Here is a 26,703-nt window from a genome sequence, read left to right on the forward strand (position 1 = left end):
GATTTCGAAGATGTGCATTCACCTGTAGCATGGTCTTTAGGCCATGGCATTAAACACAATCACGAGGCTGAAGCACCCGCCTACAAATGTGAGCTATTCATTAATGGAGTAAAACCCAAATCGCAGGCACAAAAAAACAACCTGTAGCATGGTCTTTAGGCCATGGCATCAAACGACAAATAAGCAGGTTAAGTTTGGTACCAGAGGGTAAGACTAGTTTCTTTAGCAACGCAGTTGCGCCCAGCCGCACGACACACATGGGTGAAACTGGGGCTCTATGGAGCTCAGCTCCAGCCAGTTGAACGGCCGGACACGGACGTTCGGACTGGGTGAGTTACCAGGGACGGGTTCAACCTACGTTTTGTACATACTAAATACGAAGAACCAGCGACTCTAGCTGGGTGCGTCACCAAGGATGGGTTCAAACCGCGTTTTGTATTATTCATAATCGAAGATATGAAACCAAATATAGTCCGGCGAGTTGATACTTCCTCAAATCGCAGGCACAAAAAAACCAACTCAAAAGTTGGTTTAGATGTTTGGTACCAGAGGCCGGACTTGAACCGGCACACCATTACTGGCGGCGGATTTTGAATCCGCTGCGTCTACCAATTCCGCCACTCTGGCAACGTACGTTTAATCAATTTGACTAAGCGTTTGGTATACTCGCTGTGCTAACGAGTGGCACGCATTATATCTTCGCATTTTCTGCTTGCAAGTATTTTATGCAATGAACCTCATCAAATGTCGATAAATTAGGCATTATCGAGCATCTGATGTGCCCGATACACTAATTTTGACAACTAAGCGTAGGTATCTACAGTTTGCAAACTATCCGAACTAGACGTTTGTCCGGTAATTTCAGACAACGCGCTGAAGAACTGGCTGCCTTTTTCCCCATCGCTTAGGGTACTCGCCTGGGACTTATTGCTATCCAGAAAAGATTTTAGTTCCTCTTGTTGATCTTTAGATAATGAACTCAGCATAGAGGTTACTTGCTCTTGCTGCTCTGATGATAAAGATGCAACCGACGACTCAAGACCGGGAGGAACCGAACCTTGTGGCGGCGGTGGCGGCCTTCTCTGTTGAGTACTATCCAGGTTGATATCAGCCATATTGATTGAACTACTTTGACTATTAATTTGCATTATCAGCTCCTAAGTGAGTTTTAATTTTCTGGTTGGCGCTGTCCATGTCCTTCGGGCACGGCAACAAGTTCATCTTCCATAGTCTGGCAAGTTGCCGTAATGGTATCGCCACGAGGTGTACTAAAGCTGACTTCATCGCCTTCACTTTTTCCTGAACAAGCCTCAATTGCCTCTTGTGGCGGCTTGCCTCCTGGACCTCCACGCTCTGGTTTTGCAAAGGTCACTGGGCAGACCAAAACGGAACTCATAATCAACAATGACATCAATGTTTTTTGCATTTGGCTATTCTCCAAAATTAATAAATTTTAAACGGTTTAATTAACTATTATCACGGTTTTAATACTAACAAAGGAATGTGCAGAAAATGTGCACTTACTGTGGAATAAAGGGCTACTTGGGCTTTTGTCACTAGTGCATGCCCTATTCACTCGATATACTTGCCCCATGAAAATGACATCGAAACTATTTTTAATTTTATTGGGCCTGGTCACCACTATGCTGGTGATTTCTTTGAGCCTTGCCCAATGGAGCTTTAAACAAGGATTTTTGGAATTTGTTTCCGGAATAGAACAGAGCCGTCTTGAAAAAATTAGCGGTGACTTGTTGTCCCAGTATATTGCCTCCGATAACAGTTGGGAGGATGTACAACGTGTTGGGCTAGATGACTTTATTTCAAATAACAAAAGTTTCAACTCGCCACCAAAGCATCCACCTATGCGTAACGGAGGTGCGGGAAAACCACCAAGACGGGTTCCACCTCCTCATCTTCAACAACCTCCCGACAGATTAGGTGTAGAACCTGGGTTAGGTGATCCCTGGCGTGAAAAAGCATCTGGCCCACCGACTGCATTATTTGATGCAAAAGGCTCGCTAATTTCAGGAGAAGACCACTCTGCTAACAGTGAGAACTCCTTTAGCTATCCACTGTTTGTAAACGATATTAAAGTAGGCGAATTGAGAAGTTGGCCGACGATCGAAGGCTCGTCAGAGTCAGCCAGTTTATTCGCCCAAAAACAACTCATTGCTTTTCTAATTATTGGACTTGCCTGTGCGCTTCTAGCTGGGTTACTGTCACTACTGATATCGCGTAAATTGCTGCAACCCATCAAGTTAATTATGCAAGGAGTTTCGCAACTGAGTAGCGGAAATTATAATGTGAATCTCACCTCTGAACGCAAAGATGAACTTGGCGAACTGATGGAGAATGTTTCCTATTTAAGCCAGACATTGAATAAAAATCGTTCCGCTAAAAATCGATTTTTTGCCGATATTTCCCATGAGTTAAGAACACCGTTAACAGTATTAACCGGTGAAATTGATTTACTAAAAGAAGGGATACGACCGTTCAATCTGAAAAACTTACTTTCCCTAGAGCAAGAAACGGAACGGCTGAATCACTTAATTGATGACCTGTACCAATTATCCTTATCCGATGTAGGGGCCCTGAAATACAACATGGTTTCAACAAACTTATCGGAGACCCTAGAGCGAAGTATTCAAAGTGTGCAACAGCAAGCGGAGTTAAAAGGGTTAAAAATCAACTCTAAAATCCCACCGAACTTAACTATGAAAATGGATAGTCGGAGAATTGAGCAACTTTGTTTGAACTTACTCATGAATTCCATTGCCTATACGGATGCGCCTGGTCAGATAGACATAGTGCTGACTGTAGAGCAGGATCATATTAGTTTACGCATAAACGACTCTAAGCCATCGGTGTGTCAAAGTGACTGTGACAAACTTTTCGAGCCGCTGTTTAGAGTAGATTCATCCCGCACCAGCAGAGAGTCGGGTGCAGGTTTAGGTCTAACCATTAGTAAAAATATTGCCGAGGCTCATCTAGGCCAAATCAAAGCATCGCCATCTTCTTTAGGCGGTTTATGTATCGAAGTGATATTTCCACTACCAAGAGGTGAGAAGTGAATCAACAAAAGCATGTTCTTATAGTGGAAGATGAGCCTAAAATTGCTCAAATATTAGTAGAGTTTTTGCAACTAGAGCATTTTCAAGTTACGGTTTTACACGATGGTAAAAACGTCATTGAGTTTGTCAAAAAAAACACCCCAGATTTTATTATCCTAGATGTAATGTTACCATTTAAAGATGGCTACACCCTATGCAAAGAAATTCGCCAATTCTCATCCGTTCCTATATTAATGTTAACTGCCAGAGTTGATGAGATCGACAAAATCATGGGATTAGGCATAGGTGCTGACGATTACGTTTGCAAACCTTTCTCAGCCAGAGAAGTAGTCGCAAGAGTTCAAGCCATTTTGCGACGATCCGAGCAACAATCCCTATCCATGGAGAATGTCGTATCATACAAAAATATTCAACTGGATTTGGCTCGCCACCAAACATCCGTAGACGATATTCATGTTGAATTAACACCAGTAGAATTCCGTCTATTGTTGGCCTTAGTTAAGCGGCCAGGCGTCGTGTTTTCCCGGGAACAACTAATGAATACCTGCTACGAAGATGAACGCATTGTAAGCTCACGTACCATCGATAGTCATATGAAAAACCTAAGAGCCAAGTTGCAAACTGATCAATCAGCAAACTCACTTTTGCACTCAATTTATGGGGTTGGTTATAAAATAGAGTAAGTTCAAAGCAGTGGAGGTATTGCGCGCTTAAAATTAAGTCAAAAACGCACTTTAATTGCACCGTTTCTACACATTTAAGGGTTAACCTTTGCGCAACATAATGTGAATAAAAAAAAACAGAGGCGTGAAAATGCAAAAAAAGCCGTTCTTCGGATTACTATTGGTTTTAACTACCGTACTTTTATACGGATGCAATGGCAGCCAAACCGACGAAGCCTCTGGTGATGAAGATTCCGATACTGACGACAGTGCGGTTACTACTCAATCCACGTTCGACCCAGATGTTTTTCACGATGGTGCACTACTTGACACTCCGACCATAGAAGACTGTACGTTATCTGGTGGCACTTCAACCACTTGTTACAGAGTCACTATTGCAGGCGAGCCTGTGACAACAGATATTGGACCATTCTGCCCCCCTACGATTGATTCAGATGCCAGTGAAGGCGGAATATGGTTTGATGGTTCCGGGGAAGTATATGATATCGACGGCGAATTCATTCTCAATCTTGAAAACCTTTACGGCAGTGACTGGCAACTTTATGATCCTGAAACCGGCATAGTCAAGGTAACCGATACACAAGCTTCCTGCGAAGGGGCTGCTCGTCCAAATGTGGCAGAAGAATACCAAAATCACTGTGTAGAATGTTCCTTAAGCTATTTTGGGGGAGCTGTATCTGAAACTTTTTTAATACCTGTAGAACCTGTGCCATTGAGTAACCCGGACAGTATTAACAATAACAATTTAGGATTGACGGTTAATGGTGTAGTACTGGCTCCACCAGCACCAGTAGATGCTATTCTTGCTGCCAATACCATTGCCGCATTTGATGATTGTGGCGGCCATATTAACCCTTTTGAAGGATACCATTATCACGCTTCAACAGGATGTACCGAATCCGTTTTCCAAAGTGATAACCATGCGAGTTTATTGGGGTATGCCCTCGATGGATATGAAATATATGGCATGTTAAATATGGCTGGAGAGGAAGATTACGACTTAGACGAATGCCGTGGTCATAGTGACGAGACAAGAGGCTATCATTATCATTCAGCGAGTGCTGGCGAAAACATGTTCATCGGTTGTTTCAAAGGTGAACAAGGATCAATAGTCCAAGAATAAACAAGTAAGGAAACAATAATGATAAAATACCTAGGCCTGATGATTACGTTACTTACATTCAACAGTTTCGCCCACCAGGGACATATTGATGATACGGCGTTATTGGCCTGTACCGACAAACAAAAATCGGATCCATGTGGTTATGTTGCATCGAATTTAAAGCTGCACAAAGGCAGTTGCCAGCAATTCAATCAGCATCTCATTTGTGTTCGTAACCAACCACTTGAACCCCTAAGCCATGAGAAACTAGCTAAATTAAGATCTGAAGGTAAGGTAGCCATATCAAGCTGGCTGTCAAAACATCATGCTCCACATGAAGACCATTAATGCGCTGTTCTAAACCGAGTGACAAGGGGCTTAAAATCGCCCCTTGGCTAAGTTCACCAACCATTTGAATTAGCTGATAGGGCTTTTATCGATCACTAAAGTCATACACTTTAGGTAGATAAAGATCTTCGCCAGCTTTGTGTTTTTTCGCCATGACATCAAAAAGCGAACGTACTGAAATTCCGTGTACCTTAACCACATTTAATTTTTTTTGCAGGTCGTCAATGAAATCTTCACTAATATTATGGGCATACTTTATTAGTTCCAGATCTGCTTCATCTCCAATATCAAAATAGCTTTGAATAAAAGTGTGCAATTGCGCGATGCGGAAGAGCACTTTCATGGAGCTAGGACGCCAGCGCTTAAACTCCATATCAGGGTGATTTATTAGCTCTCTATCCACTTCTTGGTTTTTCATCCACGGAATACAGTGAACTTCAAATCCTCTATGGGTAAACACCTTATAGATAGATACTCTTGGGGAACTTACGAAGTCAATTGAGTTGAGTTGTCCGGGCAGACTTTCAAGGGTTTGAGGATTCCAATTAGACTGATCTAGCAAATCATCAAGTGAGTTTTCAAAGCCGTAACGAAACATTCCTTCGGCTAACCCTAAAGATGTTGAGACAGCGTGATAAAACGCGGGAACATTATTGAAGGTGATTTTTTGTTTAAGGCGATTAATGTCTCGCAACACTAAATCTTGGCCATTTTTGATGTTAGAAGTTACCGTCATTTTTCCGATTGCATTTAACCAAATTCAATATAGCGAATAATCTACTGCAATGTGGCTAAATGCAAGGAATGGATAGCGGCTGGTCAAATAAGGTTACGCGGCTTGGTATGCTTTCCAGAAACAGTTAAATTTGTCTTGAGGCATAATTGCGCCTCGATGATTTGTCACTTCTTTAGCCACCGCAGCGGCATGTTCAATTGCGCTTTTTATATTTAATCCCGCAATTCTTGCTCCTAAGTACACACCGGCAAAAGCATCGCCTGCAGAAGTGGAATCAATAACTTCAGAGTTTGGCGTCACTTGTACTTCACACAAAGCCTCATTGGAATACCCAAAAATGCTTTTTGCACCATCTTTAATAACCAATTCATCAAAACCGCAGGTACGTAAAAATTTGATAATTTGCTCCCGCTGTCGCAATTCGAATAGCTCGAAATCCTCAATCCCTGGAAGTAAAATATTCGCCACTTGGAAGCCTTGACCTATTCTATTCTTGGCGATTTTAGGGCTCTCCCACAACGCTGGGCGATAATTGGGGTCAAAGGCAATATTTACCCCTTTATTACGTAAGCGACCGAGCAAATGCAGCAAGCGAGCACGATCTTGCTCATCTAAGATGGCTAAAGTGATGCCTGAAAAAAATATCAGTTGGGAATCTTCTAGAGCCTGCTCTGCATCGGCTGACAAATTTTTCATGAGCTGCTTTGCTGCTGAGTCACTGCGCCAATACAAAAAAGAACGCTCGCCTTGGTCATCTGTTTTTACCATATAGGTGCCCATGATACGTTTTGAATCAACTTCAATAAATCGATTAGATAAACCTTCTTGCTGCAAGGTATCGATTAGCTGTGTGCTGACGGCATCATTACCAATACAACTCATAAAGTTGACATCTAGATGCTCAAAAGCACGTTTCATATAAACACTGCTATTATAGGTATCTCCAGCAAAGCTTTTAGAAAACTTGTCGTGGTCATATTGACTGAGTTCCATCATACACTCCCCTATCATTACAATGGGTTTTGCTGAATGTATGTTTGAGTTAGTACTTTTTTGCATCATTATTTAGCTCACTTGTTAGTAAAACTACACTTGGATCAGGGAGATCTGCTATTTATGTCTAGCTTCTGACGGTTCACATTAAACCACCAACAACAAACTAACCAAAATAGGATTCTAGCATTACCAATTATAATTATTGGTCTTACCACAATATGAATCTAGATAGTGAGCGGACATTTTGACTGGAACATACTGGATTCAAAAACAAGGGGGGAGAATAGGCCACCTAAGTGGCCACCGCAGGGTACGCGGGCACAGCCAAGTTACCTGAACTAGAAAAATTGTCAACCAAAACAAAAATAAGGTATAACCAAAAATATTTCATACTGTTGAATGGACCAATCGATTGTCTAAAAATTAGAATGACTGGCTATTGTGAGTGGGTTAAGCTTGATAATTCACAAGGGTAATTAACAGTAACCACACAATAAGAATCGTAAAAGGAGTAAGGTGTAGACTAGAAAACATTGGTTAGGTATTTATTTAGCCCCCTTTAAAATCAATAGTGATACATCCTTAAACCGGACATTAATCTTGGTTTGCCAATTGCTGATTTAAGTTAATTTTGAGGTTAATAAAATTCACCTATATTTAGGTGCCTTGCATAGAAATTGGTTTTAGTGTTAAGTGCGAGTATAATTGGCGGATTAATTCTCTGGCAGACTTCTTAACTTGTTCTTTGCTGTAAAAAATTTTGATTCAGGAAAATTTAGAAAATGAAAAATCGTCGTATGTTTTGGCAGATTGTAAGTAAAATTGAATCGCAAATTGATGCTGGTCGCTACCCTGTGGGTAGTCGTCTTCCACCAGAAAGAGAATTAGCAGAAAATTTTGAAGTCAGCCGTCCAACCATACGTGAAGCAATCATTGCGTTAGAAGTTAGGGGAAGAGTTGAAGTTAAAGTCAGTTCAGGGGTTTACGTCATCGATTCTGCATCGAAAGGACAGTCAACTCCCAACATCAGTGCATTTGAACTGACCCAAGCCAGAGCATTAGTGGAAGGTGAAGCTGCGGCACTAGCAGCCATATCAATTAATGATAAAGAATTAGAAGCCCTCGAAAAAACCTTACAGGCAATGGAAAAGGGTGATGAACCAGAAATTGCTGACCGAGAATTCCATACAATTATTGCCACAGCAACTCGTAATACTGCTTTGCTGCAATCTATTCAGCATTATTGGACGTTACGCGAATCTCAACCTCAAATTGTTTCTGCTTATAAGAGTGTATGTAGCGGTAGCATTCAAGATCGTCTCGAAGAACATAGACGAATTTATTTAGCATTGAAAAAACATGACTCCCAAGAAGCGAGAGCCGCGATGCACGCTCATTTTCATCGTTTAATTAATTCATTATTCGAAATATCTGAAGCAGAGGCTTTAGAAGAGGTTCGAAAAAAATCCAATGAAACCCGTGACAGATATTCATTAACTCATTTGGTAGGTTAACCCTTACTCTACGGATACAGTGTAAGGCTCAATATTCATTTGATTCGTTAGCATAATAATATCAAGATAAATCTTGGTAAATTATTTTACATCCATTGAAATTCAAGATTTTAGGTTAACATGTCCGAAACGACTCAGCACTTTCCTCGCGCAGGCTTCTTTAAACGATTAGCCGCCATGATCTATGACATATTAGTTGCGGTAGCCATAGGTATGTGTGCAGGGCTGATCTATTCAGTTATTGGCTTAATTTTATTTGAAAAAGGCATTATTGCTAACCAAGGTTTCGAACATTTTATGGATTTTACGGATCACGCCCTGTGGTTTAAAGTCAGTGAGCAAATATGGGTGGGCTTCTGGATTTTAGTATTTTTTCTATGGTTTTGGCGAAATGGCGGGCAGACCATAGGTATGCGAGCCTGGCGACTTCGGTTATTTAGTACCACTGACGAACCCTTAGGATACGGCAGGGCTTTGATGCGTATTATTTTCTCTTTGGGAGGACTAGGTACACTTTTAGTGTTGTTTGATGTCAAAAATAAACAATCTTTGCAAGACAGATTAGCTGGTACCGAAATGCTGGTATTAACTAAAGATGCTAATCACCACCGTGCTTGGAAATCACTTTAAACATTTTTAAAAACGCGATATCCATAAAGTGAAGACAATATTTAACTTGATTTTGTTGAAAATTGAACTTTAAGGTAAAAAACAGCTTCTCTTAGTCCAGATATTTTTCAGCTATCACCGCGTTTTCTGGGCCCTGCAGCGGTAAATAATAATACCTTTAGTCATATTGGGCTCTTGAACGATAACCTGTTCAGTATGGTGCAATGCTTATTTTTTAGGCCTTTTGTGGTGCACTTTTTAGATAATCACTATACCGGAAAATAATTACCCCACCAGAAAATAAAAATATATCATTATTTTTCAAATAGTTAAATGCCCCAAAAAAAAGCTGACCATCCGGTCAACTATCTGGCATCTTTTGTGCTAACTCTTTTGATTAATTGATTGAGAAGTCTAAATCAATTTTCAAATAAGAATTACACACAAGCCAGGAAACACACTATGAAAATCAACAACAAACAAAAGTTTCATCCAGTAGCATTGGGAATTGCTATTGGTCTTGCGACTTTACAGCCTTTGAGTTTATATGCGCAGGAAGCCGAAGAAAGCGTCGAGCGCATCTCAGTTACAGGCTCTTTAGGTAGCTTGCCTGGTCAAGATGTAGAATCGGTATTCGGATTCGGTAAATCCATTTTAGAAACCCCTCGCTCAGCGTCTACTATTAGTGATGAACAATTAGAACGTTTTGCAGTTTCAGATATTGACGAATTAGTCGCGTTTGCGCCAGGAACCTATACTCAATCATTCTTTGGTGTGGCCGGGTCTTTGGATGTACGTGGTACACCTGGTGAGGCTTATTTTCGCGGTGTTAAACGTTTAGATAACCCTGGAAACTACCCAACCCCTATTGGTGCATCAAGCAGTATCGATATAGTAAGAGGTCCTGCATCCCCCATTTATGGTCCCGCAAAAATAGGCGGATATCTTAATTTCAACCCTAAGTCAGCTCGAGCGAGCGGTGGCCAATACTTAGATGAAAATAAAGGCGCTATTTCCTACACACTTGGAAGTTGGGACAAAAGCGTTTTAACTGCAGAAGTAGGTGGCCCTGCCTCAATTGGCGATAAGAAAATGGGCTTTTACCTGTATGGTGAAGTAGAGAATTCAGGGAGTTACTACGATAACTCAGGTACTGACCAAACCGTACTGCAAGCCTCTTTTAATATCGATGTGACTGATAATTTACGCTTTGAGTTTGGCGGAATGCACCACGATTATGATGGCAATCAGGTTGCAGGTTGGAACCGTCTAACTCAAGACTTAATAGACACAGGTACATACATTACTGGTACTGCTAAGAACATTGATACCGATGGTTCGGGAGCAATTTCCCACGAAGAGTATGGCGCAGTTAACTTAGCTGGTGAGAACTTTTTCTATGCATTTGCACCATCGTTCACTGATGCAGACGCCACAGAGTTAATGCAACTAGATAACCCTGGTACTACAACTCTTAGTGGCAATCAAGTTTTAGTAGCCGCTGACGATGTGTTAACTAACACTGTGGATACGTTGTATTTTGATATTATTTATTACACAGATAATGGTTGGGAAATCAAAAACCAAATGTTTTATGAGGCATACGACAACCTCAATGAAAATGCCTATGGTTTCTCACAATTCCATGAAAGCTCAGTATTTGAAAACAAACTGATTTTATCAACTGAATATGAAAGTGATTCACTTCTTGCTCAATTTCAGGTTTCACCATCCGTTCGACGCACGCAATTCCTTCACGGTGATGATTTTACCTATGAGTATTTCAACCGTCGTGATTTAACCATGGAATCAACTGCGTTAGACAGACGTGAATTAGCTACGCGGATAGATGACAATTACGATAACTATGACGAAGGTAATTATATCGACTACGGTATCGCTGCGATGACTGATTTGACATGGGATTTCGGTCTTAATATTGTGTTAGGTCTTCGCTATGACAGTATCGATGTAGAAACCACCAGCCACGGTGATAAGCTACTCGTTAAAGGCGATGTTGTAACGGCTGAAGATACCTTTACCGGTACATCTTGGAACACCAGTATCTCATACAAGACAAATTTTGGTTTGATTCCATATATTACTATTGCTGAACAATCGACCGTCATCGCTGGTCAAGGTGCAGAGATAGGTTATGGTCAATTAATCGATGATAATGGTGATCCATACAACGGTGCATTTGATACCTCTGAACTAAAAGAAATTGGTATTAAAGGCTCATTCCTAGAAGATACCTTGTATTTTGCATTATCCGTATATGAGCAAGAAAGATCTGATTTCAATGCGCAAGCCATTGTCACTAATGCCACGACTGAGAACAAAGGAACAGAGTTTGAATTACGCTGGGTTGTTAATGAGCAACTAGTTGTTACTGCTGGTTATACCAACATGAAAGTCTACAACTTAACTGCATATAACAACGGAGAAGGTGGTTCATTGTTTGGTTTCCTAGGAGCTGAAGACCTGACCAGCTTGTCTGATCCATCACTGGTATTTGGCGGTAATCCAATTGGTTTAACACTAATTGATGTTGGCGCAAGTAAAGAAGATGCCCGTAAACAAGGTATTCCAGAAAACATTTACAGTGCAACAGCAACCTATGATTTCCAAAACGGTTTTGCGATAAATGGTAGCGTGATTCGTGCAGATGAAACCTATTCAAGTTTCTCTAAATCTGTAGAGTTACCGGCTTATACCCTAGTGAATGCGGGTGTATTTTACGATGCTGAAACTTGGACAGCTAGCTTATCAATTAAAAACTTAACTGATGAAAAATACTACAGAGCTAACTTCCCAGACCTATTTGGAGCTCAGATTGTATTGCCAGAGCTACCAAGACACTACCAAGCGAAATTTAGTTATAAATTTTAATGTTATAAATACAAGTAACATCAAAAATAGCTAAAAATCGTTTTATAGGTCCAAGGGTAAATATGCTTTAATTGCATATTTACCCTTTTTATAGGAATTAATAAATGTTTTCTAAAAGTCTTCAAAGGCTGTCCATTAAAGTTAATCTGTGTATCGCCATCTTATTCTTGGTTGCTTGCGATACTAAGGTTACGCCACCTGAACAAACAGATGAAATGGCCTCAAGTCAATCCGACGCCCCCATTGACGTAAAAGTGGTGGTGGTGACTATGTTTGAAATTGGCGAAGACGAAGGAGACAAACCTGGCGAATTTCAACTCTGGAAAGCCGGACAAAAGCTTTCCACTAAATTTGACTTCCCCCACTCCCATCATGATATTTATATGAACACTGAAACGGGAGTAATGGGAATTGTGACTGGAATGGGAACGGCAAAAGCCACTGCCGCCATTATGGCCCTAGGACTGGACCCGCGTTTCAATTTAAGTAAAGCCTATTGGTTAGTTGCTGGCATCGCAGGTTTCGACCCCGCCGATGCCTCCATTGGCTCAGCTGCATGGGCTACATGGCTAGTAGACGGTGATCTCGCCCACCAAATTGATGCTAGAGAAATTCCCGAACAATGGTCTACTGGTTATTTTCCGCTTTTTGCTAATGCTCCCTATTCAGAATCAAAACATGTATCGGATACTCAGCAGATTGCAAATGGAGAAGTATACAAACTGAATCCATCTCTTACGGAATGGGCCTTTCAATTAACTAAAGATATCCCATTAACCGATTATCCAGCAATGGCGGAATTGCGCACTAAATACAGCAGTTTTGAAAATGCCCAGAAGCAACCCTTTGTACTTAAGGGTGATCACCTTGCAGCCTCTACATTTTGGCATGGAAAACAACTGAATAAATGGGCGAATGACTGGACAAGTTTTTGGACTGACGGACAAGGTAACTTTGTCAGTTCAGGCATGGAAGACACGGGTACGATGCAAGCCATTGAGTATTTAGACCGAGTCGGAAAAGCAGATAGAGATAGAGTGATGGTACTGCGTACTGGCAGTAATTATTCCATGCAGCCAGATGGTTTAAGTGCGGCTGAAAACTTAGCGATGGAAAGTGGCGAAGCCGGTTTTGCTGGTATGCGTTCAGCTTTAGAGTCAGCATATACTGTTGGTAGTACTGTAGTAGAGGCTTTACTTGACGATTGGCAAACCTATAGCCAAACTCCACCAAGTCATTGATTTCAAAATAAAAATAAGCTAGCAAAAATCACAAGTAATATAATAACAAGAGACATCACTTAATGAACACACTTTTAGAGCGCTTTTTTAGTCTGGCGGAGCACGGCACAAACTTTAAAACGGAATGCATAGCAGGCCTCACTACATTCGCTGCTATGTCTTATGTGTTAGTCGTCAACCCAAGTATATTATCTGCATCAGGGATGCCCGTAGTAGGCTTAATTACAGTTACTGCGTTAGCGGCCTGTATTGGCACTTTGTTGATGGCTTTCATGACCAACTATCCCATTGCCATGGCTCCTGGTATGGGGCTAAATGCCTTCTTCGCCTTTACCATCTGTATCACCCGCGAAGTACCATGGGAAGCAGCCCTGGGGATTGTATTTTGGAACGGTATTTTATTTGTCTTGTTGTCGTTATTAGGCATCCGCAAAAAAATTGCTGACTCCATCCCGAATGCATTAAAAATAGGCGTGCAGTGCGGTATTGGATTGTTTATCGCATTTATTGGGCTGAAAAATGCGGGCTTGATTGTCGATAATCCAGCAACATTGGTATCTTTAGGAGACCTTTCGCAACCTGTCACTTTACTTGCTTTAGCGGGCATTGTCGGAACCATTGTGTTAGTCGCTAAGAATGTCACAGGAGCAATTTTAATATCGGTGATTGGCCTTGCTATTATTGGTGCTTTCATTCCCTACGGCGAAGGCACATTAACCCCCACCCCAGCAGGAATTGTAGGCCTACCAGAGAGTATCTCATCGACATTTTTTGCCATGGATATTATGTATCCCATCGAAAACTTTGCTCACACCTGGGATCTAATATTCGCACTGCTGTTTGTAAATATGTTCGATACCATCGGCACCCTTATTGGTGTATCACGCAAAGCTAATTTACTGGATAGTAAAGGTGAACTACCTAAAATGGGCAGTGCCATGACCGCGGATGCGACAGCCAGTGTTGTGGGAGCGACTTTAGGAACCTCTCCGGTTACCTCTTATGTTGAATCAGCATCAGGGGTGTCAGCCGGTGGTCGAACGGGTCTTACTGCGGTTGTGGTAGCAGTGTGTTTTGTTTTAGCCTTATTTTTCACGCCATTGATGGTGGTTGTCCCCGTAATGGCAACGACCCCTGCTCTTGTGATGGTGGGCATATTTATGATGGAGTCTATTCGTCAGATAGATTTTGATGACCTGCCTTCTTTGGCAACGGCAACGGTTGCTCTGTTAGCTATGCCCTTAACGTTTAGTATTAGCGAAGGGATCGCACTGGGCTTTATCACCTATGTTGGCGTAAATTTAGGTATGGGGAAATACAAACAAATCTCAATGCTTACTTACGTTATGGCAGCCATCTTTTTATTGCGCTACATATTTAACTTAAAATAAAACATTGGAATTAGTAAAACGTTAGCTATGTTAGCTAACGTTTTAATAAAAAGCCCGCAATAGCAGCAAAAACAATACTCGGCGTAATGGCACCGAGGAATGGTGGAAGTTGAAAAACCAAACTAAAGGTGCCAAAGGTTTCGTTGCTAATAAAAAACGCAAAACCCGCTAATACCCCCATGATAACCCTTGCACCCATTGTCACACTACGCAACGGACCAAACACAAAAGAGAGTGCGAGCAGCAACATCACACCAATAGAGACAGGTTGCAAAATTTTACGCCACAACGCCAAACTATAACGCCCAGAATCCTGACTATTATTTTGTAAATATTGAACGTACCCTCTTAACCCTTGAATCGATAAGGCTTCCGGCTTAACACTTACGACACTTAATTTATCCGGTGTCAGCGTAGACTGCCAACTTCCCTCTTCGACCTTTTGTCCGCGAATTTTTTTATCGCCAATAAAAGTATAATCCACGTTCGTCAATCGCCAGACATCGTTTACAAACTGGGCATTTTCTGCACTGGTAATTTGACGAAGATTCAAATCAGCATCAAACTCATAAACATTAATATCAATGAGGTTATTACTGTCTACTACTTCACCAATACTGACAAAGTTGTCCCCATCTTTAGCCCATACTAGGCTGTCAGATGAATATAAACTGCCTCCATAAATGGCTTCAGTTCGAATTTCTTTAGCCTTAGCCTCGGTAACAGGCGCTACCCACTCACCAATAGCCATAACAAACACGACCATGATGACCGCAGTTTTCATTGCCGAAACGGTAATGTTCCAACGTGAAAGTCCTGCCGACTGCATTATGACTAATTCGGAATTACTGGCTAGAATGCCCAAACCAATCAGACCACCTAGCAAGGTAGCCATGGGAAAAAATTGCTCTAACTCACGGGGAAGACTGAGTAACACATAAATGCCCGCAGCGGTCATATCGTAGCTGCCACGACCAACACTTTTCACTTGCTCTACGAATTTAATTAACGCACTTAACCCTACAAGCACAGATAAGCTTATGGCAGTCGTCCCTAACAAGGTTCTAGCAATATAAATATCGAGAATACGTACCATAACTAGCCTCTTCCCATTGCGGCTCTTAACCGCACTCCGATGGGACGCCCTTTTATCACTAAAGTTACGCCAATCAGCAACACCACAGCATGCACCCACCACAATCCATATGCCGGCGGAATTTTACCATCTTCTAACACTTTTCGACCGGCCATCAACAACATAAAGTAGCCTAGATAGAGTAATAATGCTGGAAACATTTTACCAAAGCGTCCTTGTCTTGGATCAACTGAACTTAAGGGAACTGCAATTAGAATGAGGAACGGAAGTGACAGGGGAATTGCAATCCGCCACTGTAATTCCGCAATGGCCTCGATACTGTCATCATCCAAAAGATCCATGGTTGGAATCGCCGTCATTTTGCGACGTTTTTGTTCGGCCTCACGTTCTGAAATTTCAATTTGATACTGATCGAATTCAACCACACGGTAATCCATCTGCCCTCGATTACCTTCATATTGAACTCCTTGCTGCAAAATTAATTGCTGAGATCCCTCTGCATCCAAACTTACCTGTCCTTTCTGTGAATAGACAATATGAACCCCTTGTTCATCCCGTTTATCATGCTGGGCCAGAAATACCTTGTTCAAGGTTGCATTATCTGAATCAATATTGTGTACAAATATGACCGCTTTGCGATTGGCTGTTTCTTGAAAGCGACCCGCTATTAACGCCGTCAAACCACTTTCAGCGCCCGCTTTTTCTTGCAACTGATATTCGCTTTCAACGGACAATGGCGCTAACCATAAGGTCAAGGTGGCAGTAACCACCATCATAAATACCGACAACACCAGCATCACTCGGGTGATATACCATTCGCTGATACCACAAGCACGCATCACAGACATTTCGCTGTCTACATACATGCGGCCATGGGCTAACATCACCCCTAAAAACAAGCTTAAAGGAAGAATCAAAGACGCTAAATAAGGGGTACTCAGGGCCAAAAAGCCCAGTACTAAACTAGCGGGAATTTCGCCGTCTGAGGCGTCTGCCAACACCTGCACGAAATTACGTGTCAGGAAAATGGCCATAATAACAAGAAACACAGCCAGTTGTGACTTTACGGTTTCTTTAAGTAAATAGCGGAATATCAGCACTTTTTGTCCAAGGTAAAAGTCGCTTTTTTAGTGGCATGATGCGAATTTTTAAGTAAACTTAGTGTTTTGACAAGTTTAATGTATGAATGACTTTAAATAAAGCCACTCTTGGACTTGAATTTCTTCGACTCTGCCAGGTATTAGTAAAAAGGCAGTCAATCTTGAAAATATAATGCTAACTGATAGCCGTTAGCTGTTTGAATAGCGGCGTATCAGTTACTTCTATTATAATGAGGAATTAGGATGGAATTTAGCGTAAAAAGCGGTAGCCCTGAAAAGCAACGCAGCGCTTGTATAGTCGTCGGTGTATTTGAACCTCGACGTTTAACCTCAGTAGCAGAACAATTAGACGAAATTAGTGAAGGTTATATTAGTAACCTGTTACGCCGGGGTGATTTAGAAGGTAAAGCTGGACAAATGCTACTTCTGCATCATGTACCCAATATTCTAAGTGAGCGTGTTTTATTAGTTGGTTGCGGTAAAGAACGTGAATTAGACGAGCGTCAGTATAAGCAAATTATTGATAAAACTATTAAAACATTGAACGAAACCGGTTCTATGGAGGCGGTTTGTTTCTTAAGTGAACTCCATGTAAAAGGGCGCGACGTTTATTGGAAAGTTCGACAAGCAGTCGAAACCACCCAAGACTCTCTTTATACCTTCTTGCAACTAAAAACCAAGAAAGGTGAACCTCGCCGTCCTCTACGTAAAATGGTTTTCAACGTGCCCACTAGGCGCGAATTACCCGTAGGCGAACGTGCAGTTGAGCATGGTTTAGCTATATCGGCAGGTATGAAAACCACCCGAGATGTTGCTAATATGCCGCCGAATATTTGTAACCCTGCTTACCTTTTAGAGCAGGCAAAAATATTAGAAAACGAATTTGACAGCCTAACCATTGAATCGGTTAATGAAGCGCAAATGGCAGAGTTAGAAATGAACTCCTACCTTGCTGTGGGCCGCGGTTCAGTAAACGAATCCATCATGACTATTATTCATCATAATGGTGGACCTAAAGATCAAGCCCCCGTTGTTTTAGTGGGTAAAGGGCTAACTTTTGATTCAGGTGGTATTTCCATTAAGCCAGGCGAAGGCATGGACGAAATGAAATATGACATGGGGGGCGCTGCCGGTGTTTTAGGTACTATGCATGCCATTGCAGCATTGAATATCCCATTGAATGTCATTGGTGTATTGGCAGGCTGTGAAAACATGCCAGATGCCAACGCCTATCGTCCTGGTGATATTCTAACTACCATGTCAGGTCAAACGGTAGAGGTACTTAACACAGACGCAGAAGGTCGTTTAGTGTTATGCGATGCATTAACCTATGTAGAAAGATTTGATCCCGAGTTAGTGGTTGATATGGCTACCTTAACAGGTGCATGTATAGTCGCATTAGGCGCCCATGCATCTGCAGTGTTGAGTAATCACAATCCCCTAGCTCACGAATTAATTAATGCCTCAGAGCAAAGTGGTGACAAAGCATGGCGTTTGCCACTTTGGGATGAGTATCAATCACAGCTAGACAGCCCTTTTGCAGATATGACCAACTTAGGTGGGCGTGCAGCAGGCACCATTACTGCGGCCTGCTTCTTGTCTCGTTTTACCAAGAAATATAATTGGGCACACATGGATATTGCTGGTACGGCTTGGCGCAGCGGCAAAAACAAAGGTGCAACGGGTAGACCTGTCCCTATGATGACCCAATTTCTAATGAACCGCGCAGGATTGGAAACTGAAGAGTAATGACTGATGTTACTTTTTACATGCTAGAAAAAGCTGATGAAGAGCATCCTGCACACTGGTTAACCGCTTGCGAGTTAGCCACTAAAAGCTATCGCAATAAACGCCGCTGCTTAGTTATCTGCGAGGATAAAAAAGCGGCAGAGGCGTTTGACGAGTTGCTTTGGCAACAGCCTCTGGACGCTTTCGTTCCTCATAATTTAAGTGGCGAAGGACCTAATGGCGGCGCGCCTGTGGAAATATGCTGGCAAGTGGATAATACCGTCAACAGGCCTGTGGTAATCAACCTTGGAAACAAAGTGCCAAGCAATACCCAAGGCTGTAAACAAATTTTCGATTTTGTTCCGACAGAAGAAACCGCTAAACAGCAGGCTCGAGAAAGATATAAACAATACCGCGCGGCAGGTTTTAATATGCACAACCTGCCCGCGAGTAGCATTAATGAGAATCAACATGGATAAGACTTTTAGTCCACAAAATATCGAACAAGCCCGTTACCAACTCTGGGAACAAAAAGGCTACTTTAAAGCCAGCGGAAAAGGGGATCCTTACTGCATTTTGTTACCGCCCCCCAATGTCACAGGTAACCTACACATGGGGCATGCTTTTCAACATACAATAATGGATTCATTAATTCGTTATCACCGCATGAAAGGCGACAACACCCTTTGGCAGTGCGGAACTGACCACGCCGGTATTGCAACGCAAATGGTTGTAGAGCGTCAATTAAATGCCCAAGGTAAAACTCGCCACGATTTAGGCCGCGAAGCTTTCGTCGATAAAATCTGGGATTGGAAAGAAGAATCTGGCGGCAACATTACACAACAAATGCGTCGTTTAGGCACTTCTCCTGATTGGGAAAGAGAAGCCTTTACCATGAACCCAGACCTATCTGAAGCCGTGCAAGAGGTATTCGTTAAATTGCATGAAGAAGGTCTTATTTATCGTGGCAAACGTTTAGTTAACTGGGATCCGGTATTGCACACTGCCGTATCTGATCTTGAGGTGCTAAACGAAGAAGAAGATGGCTTTATGTGGCATATGCGTTACCCACTTACAGATGGTAGTGGCGAACTCATAGTGGCAACAACCCGGCCTGAAACTATGCTTGGTGACACTGCCGTTGCAGTCCACCCAGATGACGAACGTTATCAAAGCTTTATTGGTAAAAGTATCACATTACCCTTAACTGGACGCGAAATTCCTGTCATCAGTGACGATTACGTAGATCCTGAGTTTGGTACTGGATGTGTCAAAATTACTCCAGCCCACGATTTCAACGATTATGAAATGGGTAAACGTCATGATCTTGAAATGATAAACATTTTCACTGCTGACGCAAAAGTCAATGAATTAGCGCCTGAGCAATATCAAGGCTTGGATCGTTTTGAAGCGCGCAAACAAATTGTTGCCGACTTAGAAGCCTCAGCTCAATTAGTTAAAGTAGAAAATCACAAACTTAAAGTACCCAGAGGCGATCGTACCGGTGCGGTAATTGAACCTTACTTAACCGACCAATGGTACGTTGCCGTTGAATCCCTTGCTAAACCCGCCATTGAAGCGGTGGAAAGTGGCGAAATTAAATTTGTTCCAGAGAATTGGAACAAAACCTATTACCAATGGATGTATAACATCCAAGATTGGTGTATCTCACGCCAGCTTTGGTGGGGACATAGAATTCCAGCATGGTATGACGACAAAGGCGGAATTTACGTAGGTCGTAACGAAGCTGAAGTTCGAGAAAAACATAACATCGGTTCTGATGTTAACTTACGTCAAGACGAAGACGTATTGGATACTTGGTTTTCATCTGCCCTTTGGCCATTTGCCACTATGGGTTGGCCAAAAGAAACACCAGAATTAGAAACCTTTGTGCCAAGTTCAGTATTGGTAACCGGGTTCGACATTATATTCTTCTGGGTTGCCAGAATGATTATGATGACGAAAAAATTCACAGGTAAAATTCCCTTTAAAGAAATCTATATCACCGGGCTTATTCGCGATGAGCAAGGGGATAAAATGTCTAAATCCAAAGGCAACGTACTTGACCCAATCGATTTGATTGATGGGATTACTTTGGATGCATTGTTAGAAAAACGCACTGCAGGCATGATGCAGCCGCAAAAAGCCAAAGCCATAACTAAGCGCACCACTAAACAGTTCCCCGAGGGGATCAATGCCTATGGTACGGATGCATTACGTTTCACTTTTGCAGCGATGGCGTCCACCAGCAGAGATATTAACTTTGATATGGGCAGGGTCGAAGGATACCGCAACTTCTGCAACAAGTTGTGGAACGCTTCTCGTTTTGTGTTGATGAACACCGAAGAGCAAGATACCGGTATCAATGGCGGCGAACTGGAATTAAGTCTTGCCGACAAATGGATTTGGGCTCGCTTCCAGCAAACCCTGAGTGAGTTTGAATCTGCGATTAAAGATTATCGATTTGATATTGCCGCTCAGGCTGTGTACGAGTTCACCTGGAATCAATTTTGTGATTGGTACTTGGAGCTGTCTAAACCCGTTCTTAATGCTGAAACCAGCACCGATGCGCAAAAACGTGGTACCCGACATACCCTAATCAATGTGCTCGAAAGTCTATTGCGTTTAATGCACCCTATTATGCCATTTATAACAGATGAAATTTGGTTAAGAGTCGCGCCATTGTGCGGCCTTGAAGGCGATAGCATTATGGAAAGACCATTTCCAGAATTAGATGAGACTCGTCAAAATGAAGCTGTACTGGCTGATATAGAGTGGGTGAAAAGCTTTATTGTGGGTATCCGTAACATCCGTGGTGAAATGGATATCTCTCCCAATAAGCCGTTGAACGTGCTGTTAAAAAATGTCAGTGATAACGATCAATCTCGCTTAGACTTGAGTCAAAGTTTCTTAGCTAAAATGGCCAAACTTGACAGCATTACACAGTTAGAAGAGGGTGACAAAGGTCCAGCTTCTGCGACCGCCCTTGTGGGTGAAATGGAAATTCTTATTCCCATGGCAGGTCTCATCGATAAAGACGCCGAGCTATCACGAATAGCAAAAGCTTTAGATAAAATCGAAAAAGACTTTGCGCGCACCCAAGGCAAGCTTAATAATGAAAAATTTGTGAGTAATGCCCCTGAAGCGGTAATTAATAAAGAAAAGGCGAAATTGGAAGACTTCCAGATGCAAATCAATAAACTCAACGAACAGCGAGAAACTATTCAAGCACTTTGAGTTTAGTCTTTTTCTAAATAAAAACTCTATCTGTAGTCTAATGCCAGACAGTTAATAACTGACTGGCATTTTCTTTTTAGGGATATATAGTGTCTGTTAGTTAGCGGGCTAGCTATCAATATATAAGATGAAACTGGTTTGGATCAACCTATAGTGAGTAGTCACCATTTACATTATCTGACTCCCTAAACAAACATGGCCGCGAATAAACCAATTAAACCACCAAATACGCCTCCCCATACCACTAACCAGGCAAGATGCTGTTTAATCATTTGTTGCACCAATACTTTTACCATCGTTGGCGTAAGTTCATTTAAACGCTGCTCAACAATTTTATTAATATTTTTTATCAGGTCGTCATTGGAATTGGATGCAGAGAGTTGTTCTTCAAGAGCAGCCATAAATGCGGGATCTTGAACAATGCCTTCAAGTGACATTTCCATTTTAGTAACAAAAGGTTGTTTAAGAGGTGCTAAGGCTTCTTCACCTCCAAACATGCCAAGCATCTGACCAAATGACGATTCTTTAATCACCGCAACCAAAGAATCAAACGTGGGGTTTAAATCGACTTTTTTAAGCAGCGCCCCCACATGTATAGCTAAAGAAGGTTTATTGTCCGTCAAGAATCGTTGAATATTTTCGCTATTGAAAAACTGCTCCATAATCAAATTTCGAATACCTAACTTAAAATCTTCGAAGTGTTCAGGAATAACGCCAGAACCATATAACCCTGGCACCTTTTCAAATAACATATGAACGGCAAGCCAGTTGGTTAGCGCCCCTGACAAAGCAAACAATCCCACAGTTTTCACTATGCTATTGTCTAAACCGAAACCAACCAACACTAACAAGGCGGCCAAACCATTTGTGGCAATACTTTTATTCAAACTTAATCTCCGCTAAATACACTAGGATGAGTTAATACAACATTAAAAACGATGGCGAGCATGCTAGCCTAAGTCAGCCTAAATTGGCATATCAAGGAAGATATTGTTTGATTTGAAAACTTCAAGATCCTAATTTAAATTTCTTTGCCCAATTTATACACATAAAAAAGGGAAGCTAAGCTTCCCTCGAAAATCTTACCTCACCAAACCTAACGTCTTATGAAAAATACTCTTCCCACTAGGATTGGTAGTAACAACAAGGTAAGAAATCCAAAACTTCCGCCATGTTCATTCACAATAATGACTCGCGGCTCTTCGTAACTGCGACTTTCTAACGTCAGTAAACTTAAGTCAGCATCACTGTACCCGTCCGAGATCGCGACTAAACGGTTATCATAACTATCATAAAGCTCAATTAGTAGCTCATAATCACCAGGAGGGAAACCCGTTTGCAGATCACTTTCTATCACGTAACTATCACCACTTGAATCACCATTAATATAAAATAGTGAGGTGGTGTGATACTCTTCAAATACATCACCCCTTGCCAAATATAATCGAGCATAAACCTCCGCTTCGGTATAAATAGTGTCAGCATCGAACTCAAGGGTGAATCCAGAATAATAGCCGTCTGAGTCTTCATCTATATCTAACCAAACAGTTGCATCATATATCCAGAAGTCAGGATCATCCTCGACTATGCGCAGATCTCTATCCAACGGCCTAGTTAAAGGTGAAGCGGCTTGCCGTAATTTGTGCGCTTCTGACTTATCTACAGAGACAGACTCCATAGATTGTTTTTTCACACTCCCTGGTATACCTGTTTTGGTTACCTCTCCAAGTACCGAGCCATATTGAGACTCGGTAGAGGTCACACTAATGGCTTCCACTTCTTCCCCCTGCTCACTCAACGCAGAAAAAGAAGCAAATGAAAAAGCGAGTGAACAAAAACTAGTGATTACAAATCGGCGCATAATGACTCCAAAAAACCTTCCTGTTAATTTGAGCACCATTGTGACGTCATTAAGATGAATAAAAGCTGAAGGAATACTTAACTATAGATGGTTAACGGCAATAATTTCCGGTCCCAATTGTATTAACCCCATTTTAGTTAGCCTCATTCTTAATATAGGTAAGTGAAATGAAAAAAGGAGGATTTTGCAATGGTAGGGAAGTCCAATACCAAATAACGAGTAGAAGACCCCCATTCTGAGCCACTTTTTAAAGCCAATGCCCCCCTAAAAACCTGACTTTTATGTAAAAAAACGCGCATTCTTTTAACAAGTCCCTATAAAACGGGGGGTACAGAGGAACGTGTAATTTAATTACAATGCAACTTTCATATAAAAACACTAAAACATATATTGTAAAGATATATGCAAAAAACATTTTAGCCAATAAAAACAATAACCTAATGGCAAATGTGACTATTTTGGGAAGCGTGTAACACAATTTTAAATAAACCTATACAGTATAAAAACAACATTAAACTGAAATTTAATTACAATTAGTATCACTGGTTAGGTAATCAGTGATTCGAAATTTGGTGTTTAATTATTTAAAAGGTGTCCATTATGAAAAAGTTAGTATTAGCAACTTTGGTTGCATTATCTGTTCCGTTCACTGCTTCTGCTTCAGGTACTTCTACTGAAAGCGTTAAATTTGTTGGTGATTTGGAATATGCATCATTTTGTAAAGCGGTAGTGAATAACGACGTTGAGTTGTTTAAAGTATCTTTAAACCGTTTTGTTGGCGAGCTAGGTTCTTCTAGAAAGCGTGTTCTTAAGCGTATTTTAGCAGACAACAACGTTACTTGTTCTGGCCAATCTTTGATTGAATTTTCTGCAAAGCGCAATGCAACGCAAGTAGGTTCATTCATTACTGCACAGGCTGAATAGTGTCGGTAAGTAGGCAAGCTGGAAATCAATAATCCAGCTTGCTAAATCTTCTCCATGATGTTCATAAGATCTTACCCTTTTGTCAGTAACGCTGACATCCCGCGATTAAAGTGCCCAAGCCAAGTTTTACAATATTGACCTTCTGCGGCTCTATTAATTTCGACCACAGCTCTTTTCTTAGGCTGCTGATTGTGACCTGTATAAGCACGACTATGAGTTATCGCATCAAAACTATCTAAAATCGCTAACAACCTTGCTCCATCACAGATATCTTGATCTTTTATACCCAACGGGTACCCACTCCCATCAATTCGCTCATGATGTTGCATTACCATTTTTCGAGCACTATTCCATTGATCTAGGTGTTCCAAAAGCCTGGAACTTTTATAAACATGAGAGCGCACCAGATTAAACTCGTTATCCGTCAACTTACCTTCTTTGTGTAAAATACTCAGTGGCATAAAAGCCATGCCAAAATCGTGTACATAACACGCGACAGCAAGTTGATCTTCCTCAATTGGGTTACCGGCAATATTGTTGATATAAAAAGCAAGTTTGGCTATTCGATCACCACGACCTTGCCAATACATGGAACGCCTTTCTATGGGTTTCATTAATTCTCTAAAAAACAAAATATCCATTTGCTTTTCATTACTTAACCCCTTGGGAATACCGGTATTGGCAAGAGTGACAGAACGTGATGGCGTCGTTTCTCCTGCGGCCTCCTGAATGACCTCAGTAACGCTATGATCTAATTCTGGATTGAGTAACAATACCGCTTCTGAAAGAAGTTGCTCATGGGAAGACGTATTGTGAGGGGTGATTTTAGCCACATGGTTAACTAACAAGCGGTACAATTCTGGATCATATTCAGCAAAGCCGTTTTCGAAACAACTTTCCACAAATATTTTCACGCGGTCCATCGTCAGAAGCACCAAATCACTCATAGTACTGGTATATCTAATCTGATTTTTACGCAAGTAATCGAGTAAGTCTTCGACATGTTGCAATAAGGGCAACATAGGCTTAAAACTCACTAAACCTAAGTCTCCTTTGATTGTATGCACAGAACGAAATAGCGATCGCTGAAGTTCGTTATCTTCCGGACGAAGTTCTAATTCAATTAATGTTTGCTCACTGGCTTCATAGAGTTCATTAATTTCATCAAGTAGGTCATTTAAGATATCATTGTCGAGCTCTTCAGGCGTAAAGGTTTGCATCAATTTGATTTCCCTCAGGTAAAATCACAATTTTAATGATAACTGTTAGTTATCGACCATCCGTATCCTATCTGAACACGATATCACTACTTTTTGGATTTAGCACTGGGTAAAAAGTGTTAATTTTGAGAGTACGGCAGCCCTGAATTAGCTTTAAATTGGGTATTTTTCAGAAACACTGTATACTCTTCGCCCATTTTTTATTTGAGAGTACACGTGTTAGCTATTGGACGAGTAATATTCATTTTGTGCTATTTTGTTGTTGCCAGTTTGGCAATGATTTTGATGTGTATAGTACGTCCATTCCACCGTAATAATGTACATATTATTGGTAAGCTGTATGGTGCTATCGCAACGATGATAGGTGTAAAGGTAAAAGTTAATGTACCTGATAGCGTTAAAAACGGTGGCCCATTCGTTTTTGTAGCAAACCACCAAAATAGCTATGATCTTATAACGGTCTGTCTTTCAGCTCAAAAAGGCGTGGTCTGCGTGGGTAAAAAGAGCCTGGTTTTTATTCCTGTATTTGGTTGGCTGTTTTGGTTATCGGGTAATATTCTCATTGACCGTAAAAATACCGGGCGTGCAAAAGACACCTTGCAACAAACAATAGATAAAATTAATCAACGAAAGCTATCTGTCTTCTTTTTTCCGGAAGGTACACGCAGCAGAGGGCGTGGTCTACTCAGTTTTAAAACTGGAGCATTTAGAATTTCCCAAGCAGTTAACGAACCCATCGTTATGGTATGTACCAGTAATTTGCATCAAAAAATAAAGTTAAATCGGTGGAATAATGGCACTTTGCTAATTGACTTAAGTGAACCAGTAAACTTGGATAAACAGCATGATGCCAAGATATGGGCTACTGAAATCCATAACAGGATGAAAATCAAAATTGCTGAACTTGACAATCAAGTTGCACAAATCGACGAAGTTAAATAGATTACCTTATTA

23 protein-coding genes and 1 tRNA gene are annotated in these 26,703 nt (G+C 41.3%); 14 read left to right on the top strand and 10 right to left on the bottom strand.

The genetic code is table 11. The features are described 5' to 3' along the window. Positions 1-540: 540 nt before the first annotated feature. The 3 genes from ACYVIL_RS01605 to ACYVIL_RS01615 all read right to left on the bottom strand — a co-directional run bounded on the left by ACYVIL_RS01605 (position 541) and on the right by ACYVIL_RS01615 (position 1,426). Positions 541-627 (bottom strand) — tRNA-Leu (locus ACYVIL_RS01605). 176 nt (positions 628-803) lie between these two features. After that, a complete protein-coding gene (locus tag ACYVIL_RS01610) occupies positions 804-1,148 on the bottom strand; it encodes a hypothetical protein (RefSeq protein WP_303477293.1) in 345 nt (114 codons plus the stop codon). Between the two features lie 20 nt (positions 1,149-1,168). Next, positions 1,169-1,426 carry a hypothetical protein gene (locus ACYVIL_RS01615; RefSeq protein ID WP_460311336.1) on the bottom strand — a complete coding sequence of 86 codons (258 nt, stop codon included), beginning with the start codon at positions 1,424-1,426 and terminating at the stop codon, positions 1,169-1,171. Between the two features lie 217 nt (positions 1,427-1,643). On the opposite strand from ACYVIL_RS01615, the gene ACYVIL_RS01620 reads away from it, so the two are divergent. From ACYVIL_RS01620 to ACYVIL_RS01635, 4 genes are all read left to right on the top strand, one after another. Next, positions 1,644-3,071, top strand: a complete 1,428-nt coding sequence (locus ACYVIL_RS01620; protein WP_460311337.1) for an ATP-binding protein — start codon at positions 1,644-1,646, stop codon at positions 3,069-3,071. Continuing rightward, positions 3,068-3,754 carry a response regulator gene (locus tag ACYVIL_RS01625; RefSeq protein ID WP_303477301.1) on the top strand — a complete coding sequence of 229 codons (687 nt, stop codon included), beginning with the start codon at positions 3,068-3,070 and terminating at the stop codon, positions 3,752-3,754. Before ACYVIL_RS01620 ends, ACYVIL_RS01625 begins: the two co-directional genes overlap by 4 nt. 130 nt (positions 3,755-3,884) lie before the next feature. After that, on the top strand, positions 3,885-4,877 hold the full coding sequence (locus tag ACYVIL_RS01630) for a YHYH protein (RefSeq protein WP_460311338.1): 993 nt from the start codon (positions 3,885-3,887) through the stop codon (positions 4,875-4,877). Between the two features lie 18 nt (positions 4,878-4,895). Then, positions 4,896-5,204 (top strand): hypothetical protein, encoded by a 309-nt coding sequence (locus ACYVIL_RS01635; RefSeq protein ID WP_460311339.1) that lies wholly within the window; start codon positions 4,896-4,898, stop codon positions 5,202-5,204. Between the two features lie 85 nt (positions 5,205-5,289). Here the strand turns inward: ACYVIL_RS01635 and ACYVIL_RS01640 are convergent, their stop codons facing one another. Continuing rightward, the gene (locus ACYVIL_RS01640; RefSeq protein ID WP_460311340.1) at positions 5,290-5,940 is read right to left on the bottom strand and encodes a hypothetical protein; all 651 of its coding nucleotides are present in this window, start codon (positions 5,938-5,940) and stop codon (positions 5,290-5,292) included. Between the two features lie 93 nt (positions 5,941-6,033). Next, complete coding sequence (locus tag ACYVIL_RS01645) at positions 6,034-7,002, bottom strand: sugar kinase (protein ID WP_460311341.1); 969 nt, start codon at positions 7,000-7,002, stop codon at positions 6,034-6,036. Positions 7,003-7,718: 716 nt separating this feature from the next. On the opposite strand from ACYVIL_RS01645, the gene ACYVIL_RS01650 reads away from it, so the two are divergent. The 5 genes from ACYVIL_RS01650 (at position 7,719) to ACYVIL_RS01670 (ending at position 14,583) form a co-directional block, all read left to right on the top strand. After that, a complete protein-coding gene (locus ACYVIL_RS01650; protein WP_460311342.1) occupies positions 7,719-8,450 on the top strand; it encodes a FadR/GntR family transcriptional regulator in 732 nt (243 codons plus the stop codon). A gap of 120 nt (positions 8,451-8,570) precedes the next feature. Then, the gene (locus ACYVIL_RS01655) at positions 8,571-9,080 is read left to right on the top strand and encodes an RDD family protein (RefSeq protein ID WP_460311343.1); all 510 of its coding nucleotides are present in this window, start codon (positions 8,571-8,573) and stop codon (positions 9,078-9,080) included. Positions 9,081-9,521: 441 nt separating this feature from the next. Then, positions 9,522-11,951 (top strand): TonB-dependent siderophore receptor, encoded by a 2,430-nt coding sequence (locus tag ACYVIL_RS01660; protein ID WP_460311344.1) that lies wholly within the window; start codon positions 9,522-9,524, stop codon positions 11,949-11,951. 104 nt (positions 11,952-12,055) lie between these two features. Next, the gene (locus ACYVIL_RS01665; RefSeq protein ID WP_460311345.1) at positions 12,056-13,192 is read left to right on the top strand and encodes a purine nucleoside permease; all 1,137 of its coding nucleotides are present in this window, start codon (positions 12,056-12,058) and stop codon (positions 13,190-13,192) included. Between the two features lie 62 nt (positions 13,193-13,254). Next, complete coding sequence (locus ACYVIL_RS01670) at positions 13,255-14,583, top strand: NCS2 family permease (RefSeq protein WP_460311346.1); 1,329 nt, start codon at positions 13,255-13,257, stop codon at positions 14,581-14,583. A gap of 34 nt (positions 14,584-14,617) precedes the next feature. Here ACYVIL_RS01670 and lptG read toward each other — a convergent pair whose 3' ends face one another. Beyond that, a complete protein-coding gene (lptG, locus tag ACYVIL_RS01675) occupies positions 14,618-15,679 on the bottom strand; it encodes an LPS export ABC transporter permease LptG (RefSeq protein WP_460311347.1) in 1,062 nt (353 codons plus the stop codon). Positions 15,680-15,681: 2 nt separating this feature from the next. Continuing rightward, positions 15,682-16,779, bottom strand: coding sequence for an LPS export ABC transporter permease LptF (gene lptF / locus ACYVIL_RS01680; RefSeq protein ID WP_460311348.1), 1,098 nt, complete (start codon positions 16,777-16,779; stop codon positions 15,682-15,684). 243 nt (positions 16,780-17,022) lie between these two features. Between lptF and pepA the strand changes: the two genes are divergently transcribed. Genes pepA through ACYVIL_RS01695 form a run of 3 tightly spaced genes read left to right on the top strand, consistent with a single transcriptional unit; the run spans position 17,023 to position 21,744 of the window. Then, complete coding sequence (pepA, locus tag ACYVIL_RS01685; RefSeq protein WP_303477324.1) at positions 17,023-18,528, top strand: leucyl aminopeptidase; 1,506 nt, start codon at positions 17,023-17,025, stop codon at positions 18,526-18,528. Continuing rightward, a complete protein-coding gene (locus tag ACYVIL_RS01690) occupies positions 18,528-18,986 on the top strand; it encodes a DNA polymerase III subunit chi (protein WP_303477326.1) in 459 nt (152 codons plus the stop codon). The genes pepA and ACYVIL_RS01690 overlap by 1 nt, the downstream gene beginning before the upstream one ends. Continuing rightward, entirely contained in the window at positions 18,979-21,744 is a 2,766-nt protein-coding gene (locus ACYVIL_RS01695; protein ID WP_460311349.1) for a valine--tRNA ligase, read from the top strand. The genes ACYVIL_RS01690 and ACYVIL_RS01695 overlap by 8 nt, the downstream gene beginning before the upstream one ends. 185 nt (positions 21,745-21,929) lie before the next feature. On the opposite strand, the gene ACYVIL_RS01700 is transcribed toward ACYVIL_RS01695, so the two are convergent. Further along, positions 21,930-22,631 (bottom strand): DUF445 domain-containing protein, encoded by a 702-nt coding sequence (locus tag ACYVIL_RS01700; RefSeq protein ID WP_460311350.1) that lies wholly within the window; start codon positions 22,629-22,631, stop codon positions 21,930-21,932. Positions 22,632-22,840: 209 nt separating this feature from the next. Then, positions 22,841-23,605, bottom strand: a complete 765-nt coding sequence (locus ACYVIL_RS01705; RefSeq protein ID WP_460311351.1) for a choice-of-anchor H family protein — start codon at positions 23,603-23,605, stop codon at positions 22,841-22,843. Between the two features lie 600 nt (positions 23,606-24,205). On the opposite strand from ACYVIL_RS01705, the gene ACYVIL_RS01710 reads away from it, so the two are divergent. After that, complete coding sequence (locus ACYVIL_RS01710) at positions 24,206-24,529, top strand: DUF3718 domain-containing protein (RefSeq protein ID WP_303477334.1); 324 nt, start codon at positions 24,206-24,208, stop codon at positions 24,527-24,529. 71 nt (positions 24,530-24,600) lie between these two features. Here the strand turns inward: ACYVIL_RS01710 and ACYVIL_RS01715 are convergent, their stop codons facing one another. Then, complete coding sequence (locus ACYVIL_RS01715; RefSeq protein ID WP_303477336.1) at positions 24,601-25,749, bottom strand: HD-GYP domain-containing protein; 1,149 nt, start codon at positions 25,747-25,749, stop codon at positions 24,601-24,603. Positions 25,750-25,965: 216 nt separating this feature from the next. On the opposite strand from ACYVIL_RS01715, the gene ACYVIL_RS01720 reads away from it, so the two are divergent. Then, on the top strand, positions 25,966-26,691 hold the full coding sequence (locus ACYVIL_RS01720) for a 1-acylglycerol-3-phosphate O-acyltransferase (RefSeq protein ID WP_460311352.1): 726 nt from the start codon (positions 25,966-25,968) through the stop codon (positions 26,689-26,691). The last annotated feature ends 12 nt before the right edge of the window (positions 26,692-26,703 follow it).

Source organism: Aliiglaciecola aliphaticivorans, assembly GCF_054782055.1.

Bases quoted from the DNA above. Each gene is read 5' to 3' on its own strand.
- ACYVIL_RS01615 (WP_460311336.1), bottom strand. From the start codon at position 1,426: ATGCAAAAAACATTGATGTCATTGTTGATTATGAGTTCCGTTTTGGTC.
- ACYVIL_RS01655 (WP_460311343.1), top strand. From the start codon at position 8,571: ATGTCCGAAACGACTCAGCACTTTCCTCGCGCAGGCTTCTTTAAACGA.
- ACYVIL_RS01665 (WP_460311345.1), top strand. From the start codon at position 12,056: ATGTTTTCTAAAAGTCTTCAAAGGCTGTCCATTAAAGTTAATCTGTGT.
- ACYVIL_RS01695 (WP_460311349.1), top strand. From the start codon at position 18,979: ATGGATAAGACTTTTAGTCCACAAAATATCGAACAAGCCCGTTACCAA.
- ACYVIL_RS01670 (WP_460311346.1), top strand. From the start codon at position 13,255: ATGAACACACTTTTAGAGCGCTTTTTTAGTCTGGCGGAGCACGGCACA.
- ACYVIL_RS01620 (WP_460311337.1), top strand. From the start codon at position 1,644: ATGCTGGTGATTTCTTTGAGCCTTGCCCAATGGAGCTTTAAACAAGGA.
- ACYVIL_RS01610 (WP_303477293.1), bottom strand. From the start codon at position 1,148: ATGCAAATTAATAGTCAAAGTAGTTCAATCAATATGGCTGATATCAAC.
- ACYVIL_RS01630 (WP_460311338.1), top strand. From the start codon at position 3,885: ATGCAAAAAAAGCCGTTCTTCGGATTACTATTGGTTTTAACTACCGTA.
- ACYVIL_RS01650 (WP_460311342.1), top strand. From the start codon at position 7,719: ATGAAAAATCGTCGTATGTTTTGGCAGATTGTAAGTAAAATTGAATCG.
- ACYVIL_RS01710 (WP_303477334.1), top strand. From the start codon at position 24,206: ATGAAAAAGTTAGTATTAGCAACTTTGGTTGCATTATCTGTTCCGTTC.
- pepA (WP_303477324.1), top strand. From the start codon at position 17,023: ATGGAATTTAGCGTAAAAAGCGGTAGCCCTGAAAAGCAACGCAGCGCT.
- ACYVIL_RS01690 (WP_303477326.1), top strand. From the start codon at position 18,528: ATGACTGATGTTACTTTTTACATGCTAGAAAAAGCTGATGAAGAGCAT.
- ACYVIL_RS01660 (WP_460311344.1), top strand. From the start codon at position 9,522: ATGAAAATCAACAACAAACAAAAGTTTCATCCAGTAGCATTGGGAATT.
- lptG (WP_460311347.1), bottom strand. From the start codon at position 15,679: ATGGTACGTATTCTCGATATTTATATTGCTAGAACCTTGTTAGGGACG.
- ACYVIL_RS01715 (WP_303477336.1), bottom strand. From the start codon at position 25,749: ATGCAAACCTTTACGCCTGAAGAGCTCGACAATGATATCTTAAATGAC.
- ACYVIL_RS01645 (WP_460311341.1), bottom strand. From the start codon at position 7,002: ATGATGCAAAAAAGTACTAACTCAAACATACATTCAGCAAAACCCATT.
- ACYVIL_RS01705 (WP_460311351.1), bottom strand. From the start codon at position 23,605: ATGCGCCGATTTGTAATCACTAGTTTTTGTTCACTCGCTTTTTCATTT.
- ACYVIL_RS01640 (WP_460311340.1), bottom strand. From the start codon at position 5,940: ATGACGGTAACTTCTAACATCAAAAATGGCCAAGATTTAGTGTTGCGA.
- ACYVIL_RS01635 (WP_460311339.1), top strand. From the start codon at position 4,896: ATGATAAAATACCTAGGCCTGATGATTACGTTACTTACATTCAACAGT.